The organism is Brevinema andersonii (assembly GCF_900112165.1).
Lineage (GTDB): Bacteria > Spirochaetota > Brevinematia > Brevinematales > Brevinemataceae > Brevinema > Brevinema andersonii.
In genome coordinates, this window is the sequence record NZ_FOKY01000023.1 from 1 (window position 1) to 19636 (window position 19636).

At 33.5% G+C, this 19636-nt stretch carries 24 protein-coding genes and 1 pseudogene; 24 read left to right on the top strand and 1 reads right to left on the bottom strand.

From position 1 onward, the window contains the following. The first annotated feature begins 83 nt into the window (after nucleotides 1-83). The 5 genes from BM018_RS07885 (at nucleotide 84) to BM018_RS06810 (ending at nucleotide 3286) form a co-directional block, all read left to right on the top strand. Complete coding sequence (locus BM018_RS07885; protein WP_159428163.1) at nucleotides 84-242, top strand: hypothetical protein; 159 nt, start codon at nucleotides 84-86, stop codon at nucleotides 240-242. A 225-nt stretch (nucleotides 243-467) separates the two neighbouring features. Continuing rightward, the gene (locus BM018_RS06795; RefSeq protein ID WP_092319941.1) at nucleotides 468-698 is read left to right on the top strand and encodes a hypothetical protein; all 231 of its coding nucleotides are present in this window, start codon (nucleotides 468-470) and stop codon (nucleotides 696-698) included. Nucleotides 699-732: 34 nt separating this feature from the next. Beyond that, nucleotides 733-1107 carry a hypothetical protein gene (locus BM018_RS06800; protein WP_143280460.1) on the top strand — a complete coding sequence of 125 codons (375 nt, stop codon included), beginning with the start codon at nucleotides 733-735 and terminating at the stop codon, nucleotides 1105-1107. 22 nt (nucleotides 1108-1129) lie between these two features. Continuing rightward, nucleotides 1130-2182: an alpha/beta fold hydrolase gene (locus BM018_RS06805; protein WP_092319945.1), complete on the top strand. Its 1053-nt coding sequence runs from the start codon at nucleotides 1130-1132 to the stop codon at nucleotides 2180-2182. 168 nt (nucleotides 2183-2350) lie between these two features. Continuing rightward, nucleotides 2351-3286, top strand: coding sequence for a DNA-methyltransferase (locus BM018_RS06810; protein ID WP_092319947.1), 936 nt, complete (start codon nucleotides 2351-2353; stop codon nucleotides 3284-3286). Between the two features lie 531 nt (nucleotides 3287-3817). On the opposite strand, the gene metK is transcribed toward BM018_RS06810, so the two are convergent. Beyond that, entirely contained in the window at nucleotides 3818-4969 is a 1152-nt protein-coding gene (metK, locus tag BM018_RS06815; protein WP_092319949.1) for a methionine adenosyltransferase, read from the bottom strand. Between the two features lie 265 nt (nucleotides 4970-5234). On the opposite strand from metK, the gene BM018_RS06820 reads away from it, so the two are divergent. The 19 genes and pseudogenes from BM018_RS06820 to rfbH all read left to right on the top strand — a co-directional run. Then, on the top strand, nucleotides 5235-6233 hold the full coding sequence (locus BM018_RS06820) for a TRAP transporter substrate-binding protein (RefSeq protein ID WP_159428228.1): 999 nt from the start codon (nucleotides 5235-5237) through the stop codon (nucleotides 6231-6233). Nucleotides 6234-6241: 8 nt separating this feature from the next. Then, nucleotides 6242-6718, top strand: coding sequence for a TRAP transporter small permease (locus tag BM018_RS06825; RefSeq protein ID WP_092319953.1), 477 nt, complete (start codon nucleotides 6242-6244; stop codon nucleotides 6716-6718). Further along, nucleotides 6718-8013: a TRAP transporter large permease gene (locus BM018_RS06830; RefSeq protein WP_092319955.1), complete on the top strand. Its 1296-nt coding sequence runs from the start codon at nucleotides 6718-6720 to the stop codon at nucleotides 8011-8013. The genes BM018_RS06825 and BM018_RS06830 overlap by 1 nt, the downstream gene beginning before the upstream one ends. 15 nt (nucleotides 8014-8028) lie before the next feature. Next, on the top strand, nucleotides 8029-8658 hold the full coding sequence (eda, locus tag BM018_RS06835) for a bifunctional 4-hydroxy-2-oxoglutarate aldolase/2-dehydro-3-deoxy-phosphogluconate aldolase (RefSeq protein ID WP_092319957.1): 630 nt from the start codon (nucleotides 8029-8031) through the stop codon (nucleotides 8656-8658). After that, nucleotides 8658-9686 carry a sugar kinase gene (locus BM018_RS06840; protein ID WP_092319959.1) on the top strand — a complete coding sequence of 343 codons (1029 nt, stop codon included), beginning with the start codon at nucleotides 8658-8660 and terminating at the stop codon, nucleotides 9684-9686. Before eda ends, BM018_RS06840 begins: the two co-directional genes overlap by 1 nt. A 33-nt stretch (nucleotides 9687-9719) precedes the next feature. Then, nucleotides 9720-10577: an SDR family oxidoreductase gene (locus BM018_RS06845; protein ID WP_092319961.1), complete on the top strand. Its 858-nt coding sequence runs from the start codon at nucleotides 9720-9722 to the stop codon at nucleotides 10575-10577. A 9-nt stretch (nucleotides 10578-10586) separates the two neighbouring features. Then, nucleotides 10587-11621 carry a mannonate dehydratase gene (uxuA, locus tag BM018_RS06850; protein WP_092319963.1) on the top strand — a complete coding sequence of 345 codons (1035 nt, stop codon included), beginning with the start codon at nucleotides 10587-10589 and terminating at the stop codon, nucleotides 11619-11621. Nucleotides 11622-11629: 8 nt separating this feature from the next. Continuing rightward, entirely contained in the window at nucleotides 11630-13042 is a 1413-nt protein-coding gene (gene uxaC, locus BM018_RS06855; RefSeq protein WP_092319965.1) for a glucuronate isomerase, read from the top strand. A gap of 27 nt (nucleotides 13043-13069) precedes the next feature. Further along, nucleotides 13070-13795, top strand: a complete 726-nt coding sequence (locus BM018_RS06860; RefSeq protein WP_092319967.1) for a lysophospholipid acyltransferase family protein — start codon at nucleotides 13070-13072, stop codon at nucleotides 13793-13795. Nucleotides 13796-13809: 14 nt separating this feature from the next. Further along, the gene (locus tag BM018_RS06865; protein ID WP_092319969.1) at nucleotides 13810-14523 is read left to right on the top strand and encodes a segregation and condensation protein A; all 714 of its coding nucleotides are present in this window, start codon (nucleotides 13810-13812) and stop codon (nucleotides 14521-14523) included. 15 nt (nucleotides 14524-14538) lie between these two features. Beyond that, nucleotides 14539-15111 (top strand): SMC-Scp complex subunit ScpB, encoded by a 573-nt coding sequence (gene scpB, locus BM018_RS06870; protein ID WP_092319971.1) that lies wholly within the window; start codon nucleotides 14539-14541, stop codon nucleotides 15109-15111. Nucleotides 15112-15193: 82 nt separating this feature from the next. After that, nucleotides 15194-15679, top strand: a complete 486-nt coding sequence (locus tag BM018_RS06875) for a hypothetical protein (RefSeq protein WP_092319973.1) — start codon at nucleotides 15194-15196, stop codon at nucleotides 15677-15679. Nucleotides 15680-15851: 172 nt separating this feature from the next. After that, nucleotides 15852-16268, top strand: coding sequence for a 5-oxoproline transporter, DUF969 family subunit (locus tag BM018_RS06880; RefSeq protein WP_092319975.1), 417 nt, complete (start codon nucleotides 15852-15854; stop codon nucleotides 16266-16268). Nucleotides 16269-16299: 31 nt separating this feature from the next. After that, on the top strand, nucleotides 16300-16452 hold the full coding sequence (locus BM018_RS07695; RefSeq protein WP_143280461.1) for a DUF969 family protein: 153 nt from the start codon (nucleotides 16300-16302) through the stop codon (nucleotides 16450-16452). Between the two features lie 196 nt (nucleotides 16453-16648). Further along, nucleotides 16649-16876, top strand: coding sequence for a 5-oxoproline transporter, DUF979 family subunit (locus BM018_RS08190; RefSeq protein ID WP_092319977.1), 228 nt, complete (start codon nucleotides 16649-16651; stop codon nucleotides 16874-16876). A 61-nt stretch (nucleotides 16877-16937) separates the two neighbouring features. After that, nucleotides 16938-17374 (top strand): annotated as a pseudogene (locus tag BM018_RS08195) (5-oxoproline transporter, DUF979 family subunit). Nucleotides 17375-17384: 10 nt separating this feature from the next. Further along, a complete protein-coding gene (locus BM018_RS08200; RefSeq protein ID WP_200778583.1) occupies nucleotides 17385-17672 on the top strand; it encodes a pyroglutamyl-peptidase I family protein in 288 nt (95 codons plus the stop codon). A 64-nt stretch (nucleotides 17673-17736) separates the two neighbouring features. After that, nucleotides 17737-17919 (top strand): pyroglutamyl-peptidase I family protein, encoded by a 183-nt coding sequence (locus BM018_RS08205; RefSeq protein ID WP_200778584.1) that lies wholly within the window; start codon nucleotides 17737-17739, stop codon nucleotides 17917-17919. A gap of 419 nt (nucleotides 17920-18338) precedes the next feature. Next, nucleotides 18339-19636, top strand: a 1298-nt coding sequence (gene rfbH, locus BM018_RS06900) for a lipopolysaccharide biosynthesis protein RfbH (protein ID WP_092319981.1), incomplete at its 3' end; no start/stop codon positions are given.

Here is a 19636-nt window from a genome sequence, read left to right on the forward strand (position 1 = left end):
GTACAATAATCTAGGACTACTGCACGTTGTTCTCTAGAAGTTTGCCCCAAATAACCTGAGATAGTGCCAATTTGCCAGCGCGCTTGCCTGGGATAGAAAAACCTGCAGAGCCGCACGCTGCAACATCTTGGCTATATGGCAAAATTATCGCACCGCCCAGAAACGTACGAGCCTCTGCAGGCTGCTATACTAATAATAGGGGTACGGAAATGCTGTCTACTAAAAATCCAGAAACCGGATAAGCATCTTGTCAGCTAAGATGTTGCATGATTATTATAAATCAAAATTAAAAAGGAGTCAATTTTTTCTTAAACTACTCATTCTTAAATATAAAAACATCTTGCTTTTCTAGCATATATTTGCTATTTTTACTGTTATTCTTGTAAAATAAATAGGAAAAATAAAATATTAGTGGACATTTAATGTTAATTATTGATAATATTAATGGAAAATTAAGAGGATGCAGAATGAAAAATATTTTTATATGGTTGCCTATGTTTTATGTTGTTTCTGTTTATGGACAAACTACTCAAATAGAAAATATTTCTGTTTCTCAAAAGAGCTATATGAGTTCTTCGAGAACTTCCAGTGTCTCAGAAGATAAATTATTAAAACAAATTGAATTTGGTATTACCGGCATGGTGATGAATTTATCATTTCCTGCGTTTGATGTAACTATTACGCTTCCTTTTTTTTAAGAAAGATATTCATGTTTTGCTGTTTAAGACATCTTTGTTTACTTTCGTAAATGCTAATTACCAGTACAAACCTACATTTGTATTGTTTGGCCTTTTGCCAGAAATTCAATATAGATTGATCACCCATAAAGGCTTTATATTTGCGATAGAAACAGGTTTGGGAGTTGTGGGAGAATTGGCTTTGGATTATGTTTTTTCAATAGATAAAGGATTTCATCGCGATCCTGGGATTCCATATGGAATGTTTTCTACGGCAATAAGGATAGGATATGACTTTTATTCGAAATATAAAATGCCTTTTGTTTTCGATTTTATGGTCGGTTATCGTATGCTGTTTCCTTATAACTTGAAAATTTCCAATAACTTACTTTTTGGGTTGGGGCTTAGCTATATGTTTGACTTCAAATAATAATAATTATTATAAGGTATTTATGAAATTACTAAAGAAAGTATGTGTAATTGTTGCTATTTTAAGTACTTCGTGCTCGACAGCACCTAAGGACAGAAAAACATATTTTGTTTTATCGAATGGAGCTCGTTTACCGGTCTACGAAAACGGTCCAGATACTGATAAAATTATTTTGTTTACGCATGGTGGTCCAGGGGCTTCGGGGGTTGTTAATTATCACATGCCTTTTTTTCAAGAACTGGCACGGCATTATAAAGTAATATTTTGGGATCAACGCGGTTCTGGAGGTTCGAGAGGGCATATTTCTAAGGATTCTATTAATCTGCATCAATTTGTCGATGATATGTATGCTGTATACCAATCGGTAGAAACAAGGTATCCTAAAAAAAAGATTTATGTTATGGGGCATAGTTTTGGTGGATTAGTAGGGGGAGCTTTTTTGTCGAAATTTAATCATAAGGTTCCAGCTTCTATATTTGTGGCTCCAGCTTTCAATATTGGGCAGGTTACTAAAACAATGTCCCCAGTTATGATCGAATGGATAGAAAGCTATCTTGCAAGGACCCATCTCCCTGAGAAAGATAGATATTATTGGGATTCCATGTTAAGTTATTATAAAAAAAATCCTATAATAGGTGTTGATTCTTTTAATATTCATCTCTCTAACACCTCAAAAGTCGATGAAGTTAATGGTAATAGTCAAATGTGTGACTATGTAAAATATGGAGTTGCAAAATATTTTATTCCAGATAATGTTTTAGACAGCTTGGATTTTTTCTCGGAAAGTCTTTTAATACTTCATTCTTTAGGAGCTAATGGAGAGGCAAACAGAAATTTAAGTACCGATAAAGAATTTGGCTTAGATAAAGTAAGTAGTCCTATGTTGTTGTTTACAGGAGGGTTAGATTTTGTGGTGCCTCAAGCAACATCAATAGATGGATTTAATCATTTAAATAATGGAGTATCTAATCCTAATTCTATACATATTTTGTTTGATGATGCCTCACATGAACCTTTTTTCCGATTTAAAAATCAAATGTTACAAGTGGTTGTTGAGTTTGTGGATAATAATTAAGGAGATTAGTAATACTCTTAATAAAGAATTTTTGACGGACTAAGTAAAATTTTATACAATTTATGTACTAAAAATAGTCAAAATTAAGATATTTTGAAATAAATAACAAAAAGAAAATCCAATGAAAATTATATTTTTTTTGAAACAGCGAATAATTCTGGATCTGTAATGAATAAAATTAGATCTCCAAGAAATCAAACTTTAACTGTTAGCAATCAAGAAAGGGATTTATACAGACAAAATTTAGTTTATCCTTCTGAAAAAATTCCATTAAAACATATAGTTAATAAAACTATCTGTGCTAATTTATTTGCGATAGTTGATCAGTTGCCAGAAGAATATGCAGATTTAATTATTTTGGATCCTCCATATAATTTGGATAAAAATTTTCGTGATTTTTCATTTTTAAAGACTAGCGACGATGCATATATAACATACTTGGATAGCTGGTTTCCTAAAATTGTAAAATTGCTCAAGCCGACTGGATCTTTGTATTTATGCGGTGATTGGAAAAGTTCTGCTTCTATGTATATCGTTATGAAAAAGTATTTGATTATTCGCAATCGCATCACATGGCAGCGTGAGAAAGGACGAGGAGCCCAATCAAACTGGAAAAATTCTATGGAAGATATATGGTTTGGGACCAAATCTAATGATTATTTTTTTGATGTTGATGCGGTAAAACAGAAAAGAAAAGTCATTGCTCCCTATAAAGAAGGTGGAAAACCAAAAGACTGGCAAGAAACTAGTGATGGTAATTTCCGGCTGACCTATCCTAGTAATTTTTGGGATGATATTTCTATTCCTTATTGGTCTATGCCTGAAAATACTGACCATCCAACGCAAAAACCTGAAAAGTTAATAGCGAAGATCATTTTAGCAAGTTGCCCTGAATACGGTTTAGTACTGGATCCGTTTTTAGGATCGGGAACAACATCTGTAGTTGCTAAAAAGCTAAACAGAAAATATGTTGGAATTGAAATGAACGAAGAATATTGTATTTGGTCAGAAAAACGATTAGCTCGGGCAGAAAACAATCGAAATATTCAAGGTTATTCTGATGGTGTTTTTTGGGAAAGAAACACACTGAATAAAAAACTTTGAAAACACAGACTTTCAAAGCTATTAACTTAATTCTAGTTAGAAAGCTTTTATTAAATATTTCGAGTTGTTGAAATGACAAACTCATACTTTCAAAAACTATGGCAATTATTTATCTTAAAAGTACTAAAAATAGTTGTATTTTATGATATTAACTGTTTAAACTAGGCTTTAGTAATTGTTAAGCTTATTAATGCTGAAAAATCTGAAAGGTGAGTATTCTCAAAATAGATGAAACCTAATAGCACTTTGAAACAAATATGATATTTTCGAAATAAGTATATGGAATTATTAGAAAATGAAAAATGGGGGACTTAAAGAGATTTTGGCTTATTAATATGGCTTACTTTATTAAGATTAAATCTTCTTGTCACCCATGAACTGCCTAATGCCATATGTATATATGGCAAGATGATATCTTTTATATACTACAGTTCACTAAATAGATTTTTTTGATTCTATTAGTTAATAGCTTTATGGTTTCCTAAATAGTGATTCCTACTTTTTTGCTGAAGTAGGAATCACTGATTTTTTTCAAATGGATAAATTTTCTTTTAGCTTGTTAATTTTATTGATTCTTTCCCATGGTAAATCGATATCAGTTCGACCGATATGACCAAATGCTGCTAAATCCTGATATTTAAATGTCCCTTCTCTTAACTCCAAGGCTTTTTCTATACCTTGAGGGCTTAAGTCGAATGTCTTTAAAACTGCTTGTGCTAGAATACGCTCATCAATGTTGCTGGTATTAAAAGTATCTATCTTTATAGAAGTAGGGTGGGGTACACCGATAGCGTATGAAATTTGCACTTCACATTTGTCTGCTAAACCAGCTGCAACTATATTTTTTGCTACCCAACGGGCAGCGTAAGCTGCTGAGCGGTCAACTTTAGAAGGATCTTTACCCGAAAATGCTCCGCCACCATGTCGAAAATAACCACCATAAGTGTCAACAATAATTTTTCTGCCAGTTAAGCCTGTATCTCCATGAGGACCGCCGATGACAAAACGTCCTGTCGGATTGATATGAAATTTCTTTACATCGTCTATATTTAAATTATATTTTTGAAGCACGGGCTTGATAACGAATTCTTTGAGATCTTGTTGAATTTTCTCTTGTGAAACTTCTGGAGAATGCTGTACCGAAACAACAACAGTATCAACGTTAATTATTTTGCCGTTTTCGTCGTAAGACAAAGTAATTTGTGATTTAGCATCTGGCCTTGCCCATGACAACTGTTTCGAGCGTGTCAATTGGGTGAGAGTAAAAATAATTTCACGTGCAAGAACAAGTGCTAAAGGCATGAATTCTGGTGTTTCTCGAACGGCTCCTCCAAACATAATGCCTTGATCGCCGGCACCTCCAGTATCTACACCCATAGCAATATCTGGTGATTGAGAGTGTATCGCATTAAAAATTCCGCAGTTTTTATCAAAACCCATATCTTGAGTATAGCCAATTTCTTCGATTTTATTGCGTACTAAAGATTGGATATCAACATAAGCGTTAGTTGTAATCTCACCACCCACAACAACTTGTCCTGTTGTACAAAATGTTTCGCAAGCAACACGAGCATTTTTATCTTGTGCCAAGCATGCATCTAAAACCGCATCTGATATTTGATCAGCAATTTTGTCAGGATGTCCGGGAGAAACATATTCTGATGTGAACAGTATTGGTTTCATATACGCCTCTTAAAATAATTTTTCTTGATTATAGAATACTTAAGCGATTTGTGTCAAGTAGCGGATTTATTTTTGTTAAAACTTGAATTATGCATTAAAATATGATATAATACGTCGCTATATATTTTTTTGAAGCCTCCAATTTAAGGCAGGCGAGGATTAGAAAAACATGTAGTCTTAAAAATTTGAGAAATTTTTTGCATATTTTTGCATAATATAAATAGTTTTCAGATGAAAAATCATGAAAAGTAGGAAGGAGAAAATTATGAAAAAAATGGTACTACTATTATTATTGTTACCTGCGCTAATTTCATGTGGGGCAAAAGAAACTAATAAAAGTGGTTCTGGGGAACAAATTCTCAAATTATCGCATAATCATGCTATGGGTTATCCAGTTGATGTTGCGTATCGAGATTTTGCAAAGCGTGTCGAAGAAAAATCAAAAGGTGCTTTTAAAGTAGAAATTTATCCCGATGCTCAGCTTGGCGATTCTCGAGCTAGTGTGGAACTAGCAAAGTCCGGAGTTATACAGCTTGCTCATATCAACGGTGCTGCATTAGAGGCGTTTGACGATGGTTTTGCTGTGTTTAATTTACCATATATTTTTAAAGACAATGATCATTTTGTTGAGGTCATGAACAGTGATGAAGTTAAGAAATATTTCGAATCGACCGGAGATAAAGGATTTATTACTCTTATGTATCTGCAAAGTGGTGCTCGCGGTTTCTATACTAAAAACAAACCTATCAATACTCCGGAAGACTTGAGAGGAGTTAAAATTAGAGTACAAGATTCACCTACATCTATTGAGATGATAAAAATGCTCGGAGGTACTCCAGTTACTATGAATTTTGGTGAAGTATATACTTCGTTACAGCAAGGAGTGGTCGATGGTGCAGAAAATAATATGCCTTCTTTTGTGCAGGCTGGCCATGCCGAAGTAGCCAAATATTTTTCCGAAAGTGAACATCTTAGATTAGCAGATTATTTAACAATGAGTTCAGCATTTTGGAATAAGCTTTCCGAAGAGGAAAAACAAATGTTCCGTGATGCAGCCAATGAAACATCTGCACAGTTTGAAGAAACCTGGAAAATTGCTGAAAAAGCTGCTTTTGATGATGCTGTGAATAAGTATAATGTTGCTATTGCTACCCCAGATACAACTCCTTTCCGTAGAATTGTCATCCCAATGCATGATGCATTTGCAAAAAAATCTCCTGTCCTTCAAAAACTTATTAATCATATTCGGACGTTAGAAAAATAGAGGCTTGAATGAAGATGTTAAATATGCTAAAAGATGTTTTGGATATCGTATTAGTGAAATTCTTGTCTTTTATTTTGTTATCTTTATTGGCATGTGTATGTTGGCAAGTTTTTTCACGATATGCTCTGCAGTTTCCTTCGACTTTTACAGAAGAATTAGTACGTTTTCTGCTTATATGGGTGGGCCTTTTAGGTGCAGCTTACGGCTTTGGGATGAAAGCTCATTTATCATTGGCACTTTTGATTAATAAAATGAATTTGAATCTCAGAAAAATTTGTTCTATTTTTATTATTTTACTCATTATTATATTTGCATCTACAGTACTTGTGTATGGAGGTATCAAAATTATGTCAGTGGCTAGGGATCAGTTGTCGTCTGTGCTTCGGATTCCTGTGAATATTGTTTATTCAGTGTTGCCGTTGAGCGGAATGCTGATTATTTTCTATCAAATTTATTATTTGTGTATTGAATCAAGGATTAAGTAATGAGTATAGAAGCTTTAACGTTAATTTTAATATTCTTTGGGTTGTTGATTATTGGAATGCCTATTTCTATCGCAATAGCCCTATCATCATTAAGCGTTATGTTGTTTTTCCTGCCTTTCGATATGGCTGTCTTAACAGCAGCTCAGGCAGTTGCTAATTCTTTAAATTCCTTTTCTTTGCTGGCAATTCCATTGTTTATTTTTTCTGGGTCAATCATGAATACAGGCGGTTTGGCTGTACGCTTGATTAATTTTGCGAAATTATTTATTGGTAATATGCCAGGGCCTTTATTTCAGATTAATGTGTTATCAAATATGCTATTTGGTGCACTGTCTGGTTCGGCTATAGCTGCGGAAGTAGCTGTTGGTAAAATTATTGCTCCCCTTCAGAAAAAAGAAAATTATAATATTCCACTTGCAACTGCGGTGAATATAGCATCATGTCCTACAGGGTTGTTAATTCCACCAAGTAATACTTTTATTGTTTATTCTTTAGTCAGCGGAGGAACATCAATTGCTGCTTTGTTTTTAGCAGGTTATATTCCTGGAATCCTCATGGGTTTGGGCGTGATGAGTGTGGCACTTTTCTATTCGATAAAGCATAAATATCCGATTCAGAATAAAATAACGTCATCAGAAAAAATAAAAATTATTGTTGATGCGTTACCTAGTTTGTTGATGATTGCAATTGTAATCGGAGGTATTGTTGGAGGATTTTTTACTGCTACAGAAGGTTCCGGAATAGCAGCGCTTTATAGCTTGATTTTATCAATGCTGTATAAGACATTAACATGGAAAAAATTACAACAGATTATTACCGAAACCATCACAATGTCAGGGATAGTATTGTTTTTGGTAGCAGCATCGTCTATTATGTCATGGGTGTTGTCTTATTCCCGAATACCCCAAATTGTTGCGCAAGGAATGCTGTCAATCTCCAATAATCCTTTAGTAATTATTTTTCTGATTAATATTATTTTGCTAATCGTTGGTGCATTTATGGATATGACACCAGCTATATTGATTTTTACGCCTATTTTTTTCCCTATCTCTCAAGCCCTAGGTATTCATCCTGTGCATTTTGGGATTATTATGACTTTTAATTTATGTATTGGTATTTGTACTCCGCCTGTAGGCAGTGCGTTGTTTATCGGATGCAGTATAGGTGAAATTAGTATCGAAGAAGTATTTCCAAAATTAATACCTATTTTTCTTGTAACGATAGCGATTTTGTTTTTGGTTACTTTTATACCTGAATTGTCTTTGTTTTTGCCTAGATTTGCAGGTTTAATTTAGTGAAGAGGAGAATTTATGTTAGATCAATATATATCAGTCCCTATTATTCCTGTGGCGGTTGTCAATACCAAGGAAGAATTATGTCATATTGCTGAGTATGCGTTAGAATTTCTTCCTGCATTGGAATTAACAATGAGGACGGAATTTGCTTATGAAGCGTTAACTATTTTAGCAAAGGAATATCCTCAACTGCCGAGAGCTGCTGCAACTGTTTTAAGTCCTCAGCAGGCTGATAAAATAGCTGATTTAGGTACAGAGATTATTATTAGTCCTGGATTTCAGCCGATTCTTTTAGAACATTGTGCTAAGAAAAAGTATTCCTATATTCCTGGTGTTACTACTCCTGCAGAGATCGAGCAATGTCTTGCTTTCGGACATAAATTTTTGAAATTTTTCCCGGCATCTGTTTTTGGAGGTGTGTCTTGGCTGCAAGCTGTAGCTCCTGTATATAGTCATACGAATGTGAAATTTATGCCTCTTGGCGGTGTAAAATTAGAAAATGTTAAAGAATATTTGAGTCAACCAAATGTATTTTCTTGTGGCGGATCTTGGCTCTGTCCTGCGTCTCTGCTCGAGAAAAAAGACTGGAAGAAAATTTACAGACGATTTAAAGAAGCTCATGAATTATTAAAGGAGATCTCATAATGTCTTATATTGTAGGTTTTGGAGAGTTGATGCTTCGGCTATCTGCTCCTAATTATGAAAGATTGTTTCAAAGCCCTGAATTAATTGCTACTTTTGGAGGAGGGGAAGCAAATGTTTGTGTTTCCTGTGCTCGGTTTGGGTTGCCTTCGCGCTTTTTATCTGCATTTCCAAAAAATGCTTTGGGAGAAAAAGCGGCAGAGTTACTACGCGGGCAAAACGTTGATACTTCATGTATTTATTGGGGAGAAGGTCGTTTAGGGGTTTATTTCCTTGAAAAAGGAGCTAATCAGCGGGGTTCCACTGTAATTTATGATAGGGATGACTCTGTTATTTCTCATGCTAAACCTGCTGACTTTGATTTTGATAAAGCATTTCAGAATGCTGAATGGTTACATATTTCAGGTATTACTCCGGCGCTTAGTCAAGATGCTGCTGACTTAACTTTATCTGTGGTTTTGGAAGCAAAAAAACGAAATGTAAAAGTATCCTGTGACTTGAATTATAGAAAAAAACTGTGGGCTTATGGGAAAAAAGCATCGGATATTATGCCAAATATCGTTAAAAATGTTGATCTTTTAATTGCTAATGAAGAAGATATTCAGTTGTCTTTAGGTATGGAGCTTGCGGCTGATGTAACAAAAGGACACTTGGAACCTCAAAATTACAAACCACTGCTTCAGGATGTATTGCGCCAATATCCTAACGTAAAAGCTGTTGCAACAACTTTACGTGAAAGTATTAATGCTAATCATAATAATTGGAGTGCTGTTCTTTATCAAAATGAAACACTCTATATCTCTAAAAAATACATGATTACCAATATTGTGGATAGAGTCGGCGGGGGTGACTCGTTTGCTGCTGCCTTATTAAGTGGTTTACACTTTTTTGACGATCCGCAAAAGTCATTGGAATTTGCAGTTGCAGCATCCTGCCTTAAACATAGTATTGAAGGTGACTGGAATCTTGTCTCCAAAAAAGAAGTTTTGGCATTGATGGATGGAGACGGTTCAGGACGTGTGCAACGTTAAAAAAATTAAATTTAAAATAAAGGAGCAAAGATCATGAACTTGCCATTTAGAGTGGATTTGCACGATCAAGTAGTTGTTATTACGGGAGCTGGCGGCATTTTATGCAGCGATATGGCGAAAGCCTTAGCATTGTGTGGTGCAAAAGTGGCCGTTGCTGATAAGGCATTAGCGGCTGCCCAGCAGGTTGCTGATGAAATTAAAGCCTTAGGTGGGAATGCGTTAGCAGTTGGGTTTGATGTCTTGGAGCCAGAAGAAATTACTACTGCTCGGAAACAAATTTTAGATGCATGGGGTAAAATTGATATTTTGGTTAACGGTGCCGGTGGTAACTCTCCCCGTGCTACAACTACAATGGAAAACTTTACTCCTGAATTTCTTACTCATAAAACTCCTGAAGATATATCTTTTTTTGATTTGAAATTTCAAGATATGTCATGGGTGATGAATTTAAATCTATTTGGTACGGTTTTGCCTTGTCAAGTTTTTGCTGAACCAATGGTGCAAGCGCAAAAAGGTAATATTATTAATATTTCTTCAATGAATGCTTTTACTCCTTTAACAAAAATTCCCATGTACAGTGCCGGAAAAGCGGCAGTCAGTAATTTTACTCAATGGCTTGCTACTTATTTGGCGCCTGTTGGGATTCGTGTGAATGCTATTGCACCTGGTTTTTTTGAGACGGCTCAAAATTATAATTTGCTGCATACTCAAGATGGATCCTTATCTGCTAGAGCGCAGAAAATTATTAATGGGACACCAATGGCTCGGTTTGGGGTTCCTCAAGACCTTATTGGCGCAATTTTATACTTGGCGAGCGATGAAGCGAGTGGTTTTGTCAGCGGTGTCAATATGCCGATTGACGGGGCATTTTCTGCTTATTCCGGAGTTTAGGAGAAGAATATGTATATGACATTCCGTTGGTATGGAAAAAATGATCCTATCAGTTTGAATTTTATACGTCAGATTCCTTCTATGAAAGGAATTGTTTGTTCTTTGTATGATGAGCCTACGGGTAATGTTTGGGAATATCAAAAAATTGCTGATTTGAAAAAAGAAATAGAATCTTACAATTTAAATTTCAAAGTTATCGAAAGCGTGCCTGTGCATGAAGATATTAAATTAGGGAAAGTCTCACGCGATCAATATATTGAAAATTACATTGCTACACTTCATAATCTGGCGAAAGCAGGTTTAGAAGTGATTACTTATAATTTCATGCCTGTTTTTGATTGGACGCGTACGTCTTTGGATACTCCGTTTCCTGATGGTTCTAATGCTTTAACATATAAGCATGAAGATATTCTTAATATGAATCCTACATCTCCTGATTTAACACTGCCGGCTTGGGTTAAATATTCGCGAGAAGAATTGACTGCTTTGTTGGAGGCTTATAAGGAAGTAGATGAAGAAAAATTGTGGGATAATTTAGGATACTTTTTAAAAGCTATTATTCCTGTTGCTGAAGAATTAAATTTAAAAATGGCTATTCATCCGGATGATCCTCCATGGTCTATTTTTGGTCTTCCGCGTATTATAACTGACAAAAAAGCTTTAGAAAGAGTACTCTCTATTGTTGATGCTCCAGCAAACGGACTGTGTTTTTGTACAGGTTCGCTAGGGGTATCCCCTGAAAACGACTGTGTAGATATGGTAAAGACATTTGCTGGCAAAAAACGCATTCATTTTGCTCATGCGAGAAATGTGCGGATTGACGGAAATAAAGATTTTTCTGAAGTTGCGCATTCAAAAGATTATGGGGATGTGAATTTTGTTAAAATTTTAAAAGCCTATAAGGAAGCTGGATTTGACGGTCCCATCAGACCAGATCACGGCCGTATGATCTGGGATGAGAAGGGTTTGGCTGGATATGGTTTGTATGATCGTGCACTGGGTGCTGTTTATTTACAGGGTATTTGGGATACTTTAACTGATTAGAGGAAACAATGAAAACTTTTATTACAGATAGTTTTCTTCTTCATTCTGATATTGCTGGCACATTATATCATGATTTTGCAGAAGATATGCCTATTGTGGATTATCATTCTCATCTTTCGCCTTTGGAAATTGCTCAAGATCGGCATTATCGTTCGATCACAGAATTGTGGCTAGAAGGAGATCATTATAAATGGCGTGCTATGCGTACCGCAGGGATAAATGAAAACTTAATTACAGGATCCAGAGGAAAATCAGAATTTGATAAAGAAGTGTTTCATGCTTGGGCATCGGTTGTACCACAAACTTTAGGAAATCCTTTATATCATTGGACTCATTTAGAATTGCTTCGGTATTTTAATGTTGATGAGTTATTCAATTCTCATTCAGCTGACAAAATATATGATCAAACTAATGAGATGATTGCTGATGATAGTTTTTCTACTCAAAATTTGATAAAAAAATTCCAGGTAGAATTTGTAGGGACAACCGATGATCCTATTGATAGCTTGGAATATCATAAACAGCTACAGGATATAAATTTTGAATGTCATGTCAAACCATCTTGGCGTCCTGATAAAATTATTAAAATTGAAGGAGAGGCATTTTCTCAGTATATTGAGGCTTTGGGGAAAACTGTAAATATCGAAATCCGTAATTTACAAGACTTGATTGAAGTAATAACTCAAAGGATATTATATTTTCAAGATAGGGGTTGTTCTATTGCGGATCATGGGTTAGATGAATTTGTGTTTATTAAAAATTTCGATTATAATGTAGCGGTAGGAACTTTTGAGAAAGCATTATCCGGTAATATGCTTGATGAAAATGAAATTTTACATTATAAAAGTTGGATTTTAACTTTCTTAGGGCAACAATATTCAAAGCTTAATTGGGTTATGCAGCTTCATATTGGAGCGCTTAGGAATAATAATTCTTTAATGCTCCGAAAATTGGGTCCGGATTCAGGATTTGATTCGATTAACGATAAAAATTATGCTCCTGAATTGTCTGCTTATTTGGATACTCTTAATAATGATGGTTCTTTACCTAAAACTATATTATATTGTTTGAATCCCAGAGACAATGAAATGATAGCAGCTATGATCGGTAATTTTCAAGGTGGAGAAATTGCAAAAATACAATTTGGTTCAGGATGGTGGTTTAATGATCAAAAAAATGGTATGTACTGTCAAATGAATACATTAGCTGCTTTAGGTCTTTTACCTAGATTTGTTGGTATGTTAACTGATTCCCGTAGTTTTTTATCGTTTCCAAGGCATGAATATTTCCGCAGGATTCTCTGTAACCTTATTGGCACATGGGTAGAGCAAGGAGAAGCTCCTAATGATTTAAATTATTTAGGCACAATTATAAAAGATATTTGTTATAATAATGCTGTCAATTACTTTGGTATAAAATAATGAGTGTCTTTTTATAAGGAAAATGTAATGAAAGCAAAAGCATTGTTTCAAACACTAGTATATAATATTTTTTTTCCTTTGTACACCTATCTAATAGGAGCTCCTATTGTGATAATTGCTATTTTGTTGAAGAATTATAAATTTGTAGGGTGGTTTAATCATAATTGGGGTAAAGCAGCTTTTGCTTGTATCTTTCAAAAGTTTGAAGTGGTCGGAGAACAATATATTAATCCGCAAAAACGTTATCTTATTGTTAGCAATCACGGATCTAGTTATGATATACCAGCTATTTTGTCTATCATAGAAAGTCCAATATCTTGGGTGATTAAAGATGCATTATTAAAAATGCCTGTTATGAATATTTTGTTTTTATTAGGGATGGGGATTCCTATACCGCGATCTAATGCTCGCGAATCACAAAAACGCATTTTAAAACATATTGAAGTATTAAGACAAAGTATGGATCCAAATATAGTTATTTTTCCTGAAGGTACACGCAGTATTACGGGTGAATTAAATCCTTTTAAAAGAGGATTTACTAAGATTATGAAAAATTATCAGATGGATATTCTTCCGATAACATTGTGCGGTTTCTATAAATTTGCTCCTCGGAATCGTTTTTTGTTAAATCCTACCAGTAAATTAAAAATTATTGTTCATCCTCCTATTAGTTATGAACAGGCAAAAAATATAGATGAAAAACTATTAGCGAAGCAGATACAACAACAAATTAAATCAGTTTATTATCCATAAACAGGTGTTATGTAATGAGGTCTCCTATCAATCAGAATTATATTTATTTGAAAAATTTTGAAGGACCTTTAGAATTGCTGGATGAATTGATTGGTACTTCAAAAATCAACATTACGGAGATTGAATTAGCTCAAGTCACAGAACAATATTTGGCGTATATTAAAGCAATGCAAGAATTTGATATTGATTTAGCTTCTGAATTTTTCGTTGTTGCAGCGACACTTATTTACAGCAAAACCAAAAAATTAATGCCTGTTCTGAACGAAAATTTAGAAGAAGAAATCGATGAATATGAGCTATTAAATCGTTTGCGTGAATATCGATTTTATCGTTTGTTAGCTAAGAAAATGGAAGAATATCTCGATAAGGGATCAATGTATTTTACACGTGGATATTTTTTTCCTATTTTAGGTGAAACAGAAAAAAAAGAAATATCAGAACTAATGCTGGGTGATTTATTAGTTATAATTGCAAAGTACCGCGGGGCTTTTGTAAAGAAAGCTATTCCAGTTAAGCGTCGGCAAGTAACAGTTGAACAAAAAGTGCAGAAGATTTTATTAATGCTTTCTCATGCTAAAAATTTAAAATTTAGTCTTATGGTGTTAGATGAAGAAGATAAACCTAATAAAATTGCTGCCTTTTTAGGTGTTGCTGATCTTGTTTATCGACAAAAAATCTCTGTTTTTCAAAAAGAAAATTTTAATGACTTTAGTATTATAAAAAAGTAAAAAGGAATATGTTATATGCTTTTTTTAAATAAAACTTATTCCCGAGATCAAATAAAAGGACTATTAGAAGCCATATTGTTTGTACATGGAAAGCCTGTAGATACAAATAAATTAGTTTTATGGCTTAGTATCACTATTCAAGAACTAGAAAAACTGATTCATGAAGTGAATACTGATTTTGTAGAAAGAAGTTCTGGTTTTACGATTATTGCTGTTGCGGGTGGTTATCAATTAATGACTAATCCTATTTTTAAAGATGAAATGAGAGAACTTTTTGGTTCTAAGGAAGAAAATAAATTATCTCAAACATCCATGGAGATATTAGCTATTATTGCATATCGGCAACCTATTTCAAAAGAGCAAATTGATAAAATACGAGGTGTGAATAGTTCTCGTGCGTTAAATACTTTATTAGGGCATAAATTAATTGATATTGTTGAAAATGATAAAATACTTGGGGAACCGATGTATGGTACAACGAAGCGATTTTTAGAGGTTTTCCGTTTACAAAATCTCAATGAATTGCCTGCACCGGAAAATATAGATTTTGGACTTTTATCAGTCTCTTCTGATAATGATTTATTTTAAGAGTAGATTATTTAACTATTTAGCTTGAAATTTTTGTGGAAATTGATTATAATATCATATAAAGCCGTAAGGAGTGTTTATTATGGAAAATTACCAGCCCCCAGCAATGCAAGAAGTAGAAAAAAAACAAAAGAAAAATAAAATAATAGGAATTACGAGTGCAATTATTATTTTATTACTTATAGTTATAGGATCCTTTTGGCTTGTTCGGCATATGAAAAATCAAAAAATTTTCAATTCTTTAGAAACGCGACATAAAATTTTGTCTCAGTATTATAGTGCAGTATTTAATGGTAATACTAATTTAATAGAAGAATTAACAGATGTTGATTTTACTAATACTATGGATATTGTAATACCAGTGAATTCTAATGCCTATTCTTTATTTGTTTATAATACTAATATAGTTGATCAAGATACTAATAAATTTTTATTTCAATTTATTGATTATAGTATATCTCCTGCTACTTCTTATTTAGGTTTAGTTGCATTTGAAAATGATAAAAAACAAAAAAAAGTGCTTTTGAAAGAAATTCAACATATAATTGATGGTCAACAAATTCATTAATAAAGTTCTTGATCTTTTTTGGTAAAGATATATTGTCTTAAGTAAGAATTTATTTAAGACAACATTCCAAGATTATAATTTTCTATTAATTCTATTTTATCTTATTTTTAATAAAAAAAATTTGTTTAAAAATTTCTTTTGTTTTATAATAATTAAATTGAGGGGAGAGCATATGTTCCGGTTGATTGGAATTTCGATTATTATTTTAGGATTTATTCTTAAATTAGATACAATAGCGGTCATTATTATTGCAGGATTTATCTCTGGTTTAGTATCAGGTACGGATTTGATAGAAATTTTATCTTTGTTGGTGCAGGCTTTTTTAGATACGTGTTGCATGTCTATTTTTTTGATTACACTACCTGTGATGGGGATGTTGGAGCGTTATGGACTTCGAAATACTGCTGCCAATATTATTTTAAATCTTAAGAATGCTACAGTAACTAAAATATTTAGTATTTTTTTGATTATGAGGTTGGGATTGGAGGCGCTAGGAGTGCGTTTAAGTGGACATATTGAGTTTATTCGTCCTCTGTTGTATCCTATGGTTGAAAGCACTCAAGCTCCGAAAGATTCATCCTTTCTTTAAAAGGAAAAGGATAAATTAAAAACTATAGCCTATGCACTGGAAAATTACGGAAATTTTTTTTGGTCGAGATATTTTTGTTGCTCATGCTGGTGTTTTGTTAATTGTTGGTACATTGCGGGAATTAGGTTGTATACTGAAAAATAGCAATATTTCATTAGTAGTTTATCCTGCTTTATTTCTCTAATTCAAATGAGATTTGCTGTTCGAAAGTTAGGAGAATAAGATGATGCAATTAATATATACTGTTAGTGGAATAATTGCTATCATTACGGGAATGTATTCTTTTAATAATAAGCCTCAACATTTTAGTTCTGCTTTTTTCTGGATTATTTTTGGATCCATTGTTCCTTCTTATATCATTGATTTGGGAATTTGTTATAATGGGAATATTATCTCTATTCAAACAAATAGTTCCAACTATAATTACAGATTCTTCTGAAAAATTTAAACAAGAGAAAAGTCAACAATTAGATTATAAAATTTGGATTCCTACTTTAGGATTAGGGATAATTGCCATTTTTCTATCTTCGTTGAATGTTTTTAATAGTTTAGTAAGTATTGGAATATTTGCATTAGCAGCTCTGTTTATTTTGTCTTTTTGGGGTTAAGGAATTTCCTATTAAAGCATTGTCTTTAGATGGGCCCCGTTTATTACAAAATATGGGAGTTATGATTGTATTATCGCAATTGCTGGGATCATTAGGTGCTTTATTTGCTGCTGCTGGTATAGGAACAATTATTTCTCAATTAATGTCTAAATTAGTGGGTCCGGGCGATCCTTTGATTGGTTCGGCTCTGTATTGTATTTCTATAGCGTTATTTACTGTTATTATGAGAAATGCTTTTGTGGCTTTCGCTGTAATTACAGCAGGTATTGGAGTATCTTTTGTGATCGAAATTGAGAGCAATCCTGTAGTTGTATCGGCATTGAGTCTGACCGCTGGTTATTGTGGTACTTTAATGACTCCTATGGCTGCTAACTTTAATATTTTGCCGCAGCTATTATGCAAATTGAAGATAAGTATAGTATTATTAAATACCAATTGTCTCTTAGTACGGCATTGCTTTTGATTCATATAGCATTAATGTATTTCTTAGCGTTTTAAGGAGAAATAAATGAAAATATTAGTAACGGGATTTGATCATTTTAATAAAGCTACTATTAATCCTGCATGGGAAGCAGTAAAAACTTTACCTGATTACATTGCTAATGCAGAAGTCAAAAAGGTACAAGTTCCTACCGTTTTTTATGAATCTATTAATGTAATGGTGGAAGTAGCAAAACAATTTCTTCCTGATTTTATACTCTGTGTGGGGCAAGCAGGTAGGTGTCCTGATGTTACTATCGAAAGGATTGGGATTAATATTGATGATACTCGTATTAAAGATAATAAAGACAACTAACCTGTTGATACTTCTATATTCGATGATGGTGAGAATGCTTATTTTGTTAAGTTGCCTATAAAAAATGATTCAATTTGTTCGTTTTGCTGGCATATCATGTTCTATTTCAAATACGGTAGGCACTTTTGTATGCAATCATTTACTTTATGGGCTTTTATATTATATTGATAAATATTCTATTGCAAAAGCTGGTAGTTTTATTCATGTGGCATATCTTCCGGAACAAGTTCTTGACAAGCCTCATTAACCTTCAATGAGTCAAGAGAATATTACTGATGCATTAGTGAAAATTATCCAAGCTGTATCTGATGGATTGGATGATATTAAAATTTTTGAAGGAAAAACTTTTTAAATTATATGATATAAGGGTTATATTTATATTTTTAGTATACTATGTAGTCAATAATAAAAAAATTTTTTTTAATTGACATTTTATAATTATTATGCTACAATCGTCTATATGATTATAGTGAGGTAATGTCATGCTCTCTCTCTCTCTCTCTCTCTCTCTCTCTCTCTCTCTCTAATTAGAATTCTACCTCTTTTTTCGCATAAAATGATGACATCTTTGCTGTCTATTTTTATTTTGTATTATAATCTTAAAATATTATTTAATAGCATCATAATGGGTTTTGTTAATGTGCTAGTAGAAATTAGGAGAAAATAATGGAAAATAAATTGAAAGAACAAATAATTGCATTAACGAAAGAATATGCAAAGGAAAAATTTTCTTCTGAGTCTTTTATGCCAAGAAAAACAAATATTCCTATCAGTGGTAAAGTTTTTGATTACCATGAAGTATGCAATTTAGTGGAAAGTGCCTTGGATTTTCATCTTACTACCTATCGTTTTAACGCTAGTTTTGAAAAAAAGCTTCGTGAATTTGTTGGTGTAAAATATGCTCTTACATGTAACTCAGGATCCTCAGCAAATTTATTAGCATTATCTGCTATGACATCTCCTCTGATGAAGGAAAAACAAATACTTCCAGGCAGTGAAGTTATTACTGTTGCGGCGGGGTTTCCGACTACTGTGAATCCTATTTTACAAAACAGGCTCATACCGGTATTTCTTGACATTACTCTTCCTACTTATAACATTGATATTTCTATGCTGGAAAAATCTCTGAGTTCTAAAACAAGAGCCATTATGTTAGCACACACATTAGGGAATCCGTTTGATCTTGATGCTGTCATGGAATTTGCGAATAAACATAATTTATGGGTCGTTGAAGATTGTTGTGATTCTCTTGGGGGCACATATGGCGGTAAAAAATTAGGGACTTTTGGCCATGTGTCTACATTAAGTTTTTATCCGGCTCATCATATTACGATGGGAGAAGGTGGAGCCGTTCTGACGGACGATCCTATGCTGAAAAAAGCAATGGAAAGCATTCGCGATTGGGGCAGGGATTGTTGGTGTTCCCCTGGATGCGATGATACTTGCCATAAGCGGTTTAATATGCAGTTTGGTGGGCTTCCGCAAGGCTATGACCACAAATACGTTTATTCTCATCTTGGATATAATCTGAAGATTACTGATATGCAGGCAGCTGTTGCTGATGCTCAAATAGAAAAATTGCCAGAATTTATAGCGATAAGACGGCGTAATTATAAATTGCTCATGGAAAAAATGTCTCAATTTCAAGAATATTTTATTTTGCCAGAACTTACACCTAAAAGTGATCCTTCTCTGTTCGGATTTTTATTAACCGTTAAAAAAACAGCTCCTTTTACCCGTAATGAAATTACTCAATATTTGAATGAAAAGAAAATAGGAACACGCTTATTATTTGCTGGAAATCTGACAAAACAACCCTATATGAAAAATGTACAATATAGAGTTGTTGGTAATTTGGCAAATACAGATGTTGTGATGAATAATACCTTTTGGATAGGTCTTTATCACGGCATCACTCCTGAAATGATCGATTATGTGGTTGATTCTTTCAAAATATTTATCCA

What these genes read in the sequence shown, in the direction of transcription:
- BM018_RS06795 (WP_092319941.1), top strand. Translation starts at nt 468, where the DNA reads ATGAAAAATATTTTTATATGGTTGCCTATGTTTTATGTTGTTTCTGTT.
- BM018_RS06805 (WP_092319945.1), top strand. Translation starts at nt 1,130, where the DNA reads ATGAAATTACTAAAGAAAGTATGTGTAATTGTTGCTATTTTAAGTACT.
- BM018_RS06810 (WP_092319947.1), top strand. Translation starts at nt 2,351, where the DNA reads ATGAATAAAATTAGATCTCCAAGAAATCAAACTTTAACTGTTAGCAAT.
- metK (WP_092319949.1), bottom strand. Translation starts at nt 4,969, where the DNA reads ATGAAACCAATACTGTTCACATCAGAATATGTTTCTCCCGGACATCCT.
- BM018_RS06820 (WP_159428228.1), top strand. Translation starts at nt 5,235, where the DNA reads ATGAAAAAAATGGTACTACTATTATTATTGTTACCTGCGCTAATTTCA.
- BM018_RS06825 (WP_092319953.1), top strand. Translation starts at nt 6,242, where the DNA reads ATGAAGATGTTAAATATGCTAAAAGATGTTTTGGATATCGTATTAGTG.
- BM018_RS06830 (WP_092319955.1), top strand. Translation starts at nt 6,718, where the DNA reads ATGAGTATAGAAGCTTTAACGTTAATTTTAATATTCTTTGGGTTGTTG.
- eda (WP_092319957.1), top strand. Translation starts at nt 8,029, where the DNA reads ATGTTAGATCAATATATATCAGTCCCTATTATTCCTGTGGCGGTTGTC.
- BM018_RS06840 (WP_092319959.1), top strand. Translation starts at nt 8,658, where the DNA reads ATGTCTTATATTGTAGGTTTTGGAGAGTTGATGCTTCGGCTATCTGCT.
- BM018_RS06845 (WP_092319961.1), top strand. Translation starts at nt 9,720, where the DNA reads ATGAACTTGCCATTTAGAGTGGATTTGCACGATCAAGTAGTTGTTATT.
- uxuA (WP_092319963.1), top strand. Translation starts at nt 10,587, where the DNA reads ATGTATATGACATTCCGTTGGTATGGAAAAAATGATCCTATCAGTTTG.
- uxaC (WP_092319965.1), top strand. Translation starts at nt 11,630, where the DNA reads ATGAAAACTTTTATTACAGATAGTTTTCTTCTTCATTCTGATATTGCT.
- BM018_RS06860 (WP_092319967.1), top strand. Translation starts at nt 13,070, where the DNA reads ATGAAAGCAAAAGCATTGTTTCAAACACTAGTATATAATATTTTTTTT.
- BM018_RS06865 (WP_092319969.1), top strand. Translation starts at nt 13,810, where the DNA reads ATGAGGTCTCCTATCAATCAGAATTATATTTATTTGAAAAATTTTGAA.
- scpB (WP_092319971.1), top strand. Translation starts at nt 14,539, where the DNA reads ATGCTTTTTTTAAATAAAACTTATTCCCGAGATCAAATAAAAGGACTA.
- BM018_RS06875 (WP_092319973.1), top strand. Translation starts at nt 15,194, where the DNA reads ATGGAAAATTACCAGCCCCCAGCAATGCAAGAAGTAGAAAAAAAACAA.
- BM018_RS06880 (WP_092319975.1), top strand. Translation starts at nt 15,852, where the DNA reads ATGTTCCGGTTGATTGGAATTTCGATTATTATTTTAGGATTTATTCTT.
- BM018_RS07695 (WP_143280461.1), top strand. Translation starts at nt 16,300, where the DNA reads ATGCACTGGAAAATTACGGAAATTTTTTTTGGTCGAGATATTTTTGTT.
- BM018_RS08190 (WP_092319977.1), top strand. Translation starts at nt 16,649, where the DNA reads ATGGGAATATTATCTCTATTCAAACAAATAGTTCCAACTATAATTACA.
- BM018_RS08200 (WP_200778583.1), top strand. Translation starts at nt 17,385, where the DNA reads ATGAAAATATTAGTAACGGGATTTGATCATTTTAATAAAGCTACTATT.
- BM018_RS08205 (WP_200778584.1), top strand. Translation starts at nt 17,737, where the DNA reads ATGATTCAATTTGTTCGTTTTGCTGGCATATCATGTTCTATTTCAAAT.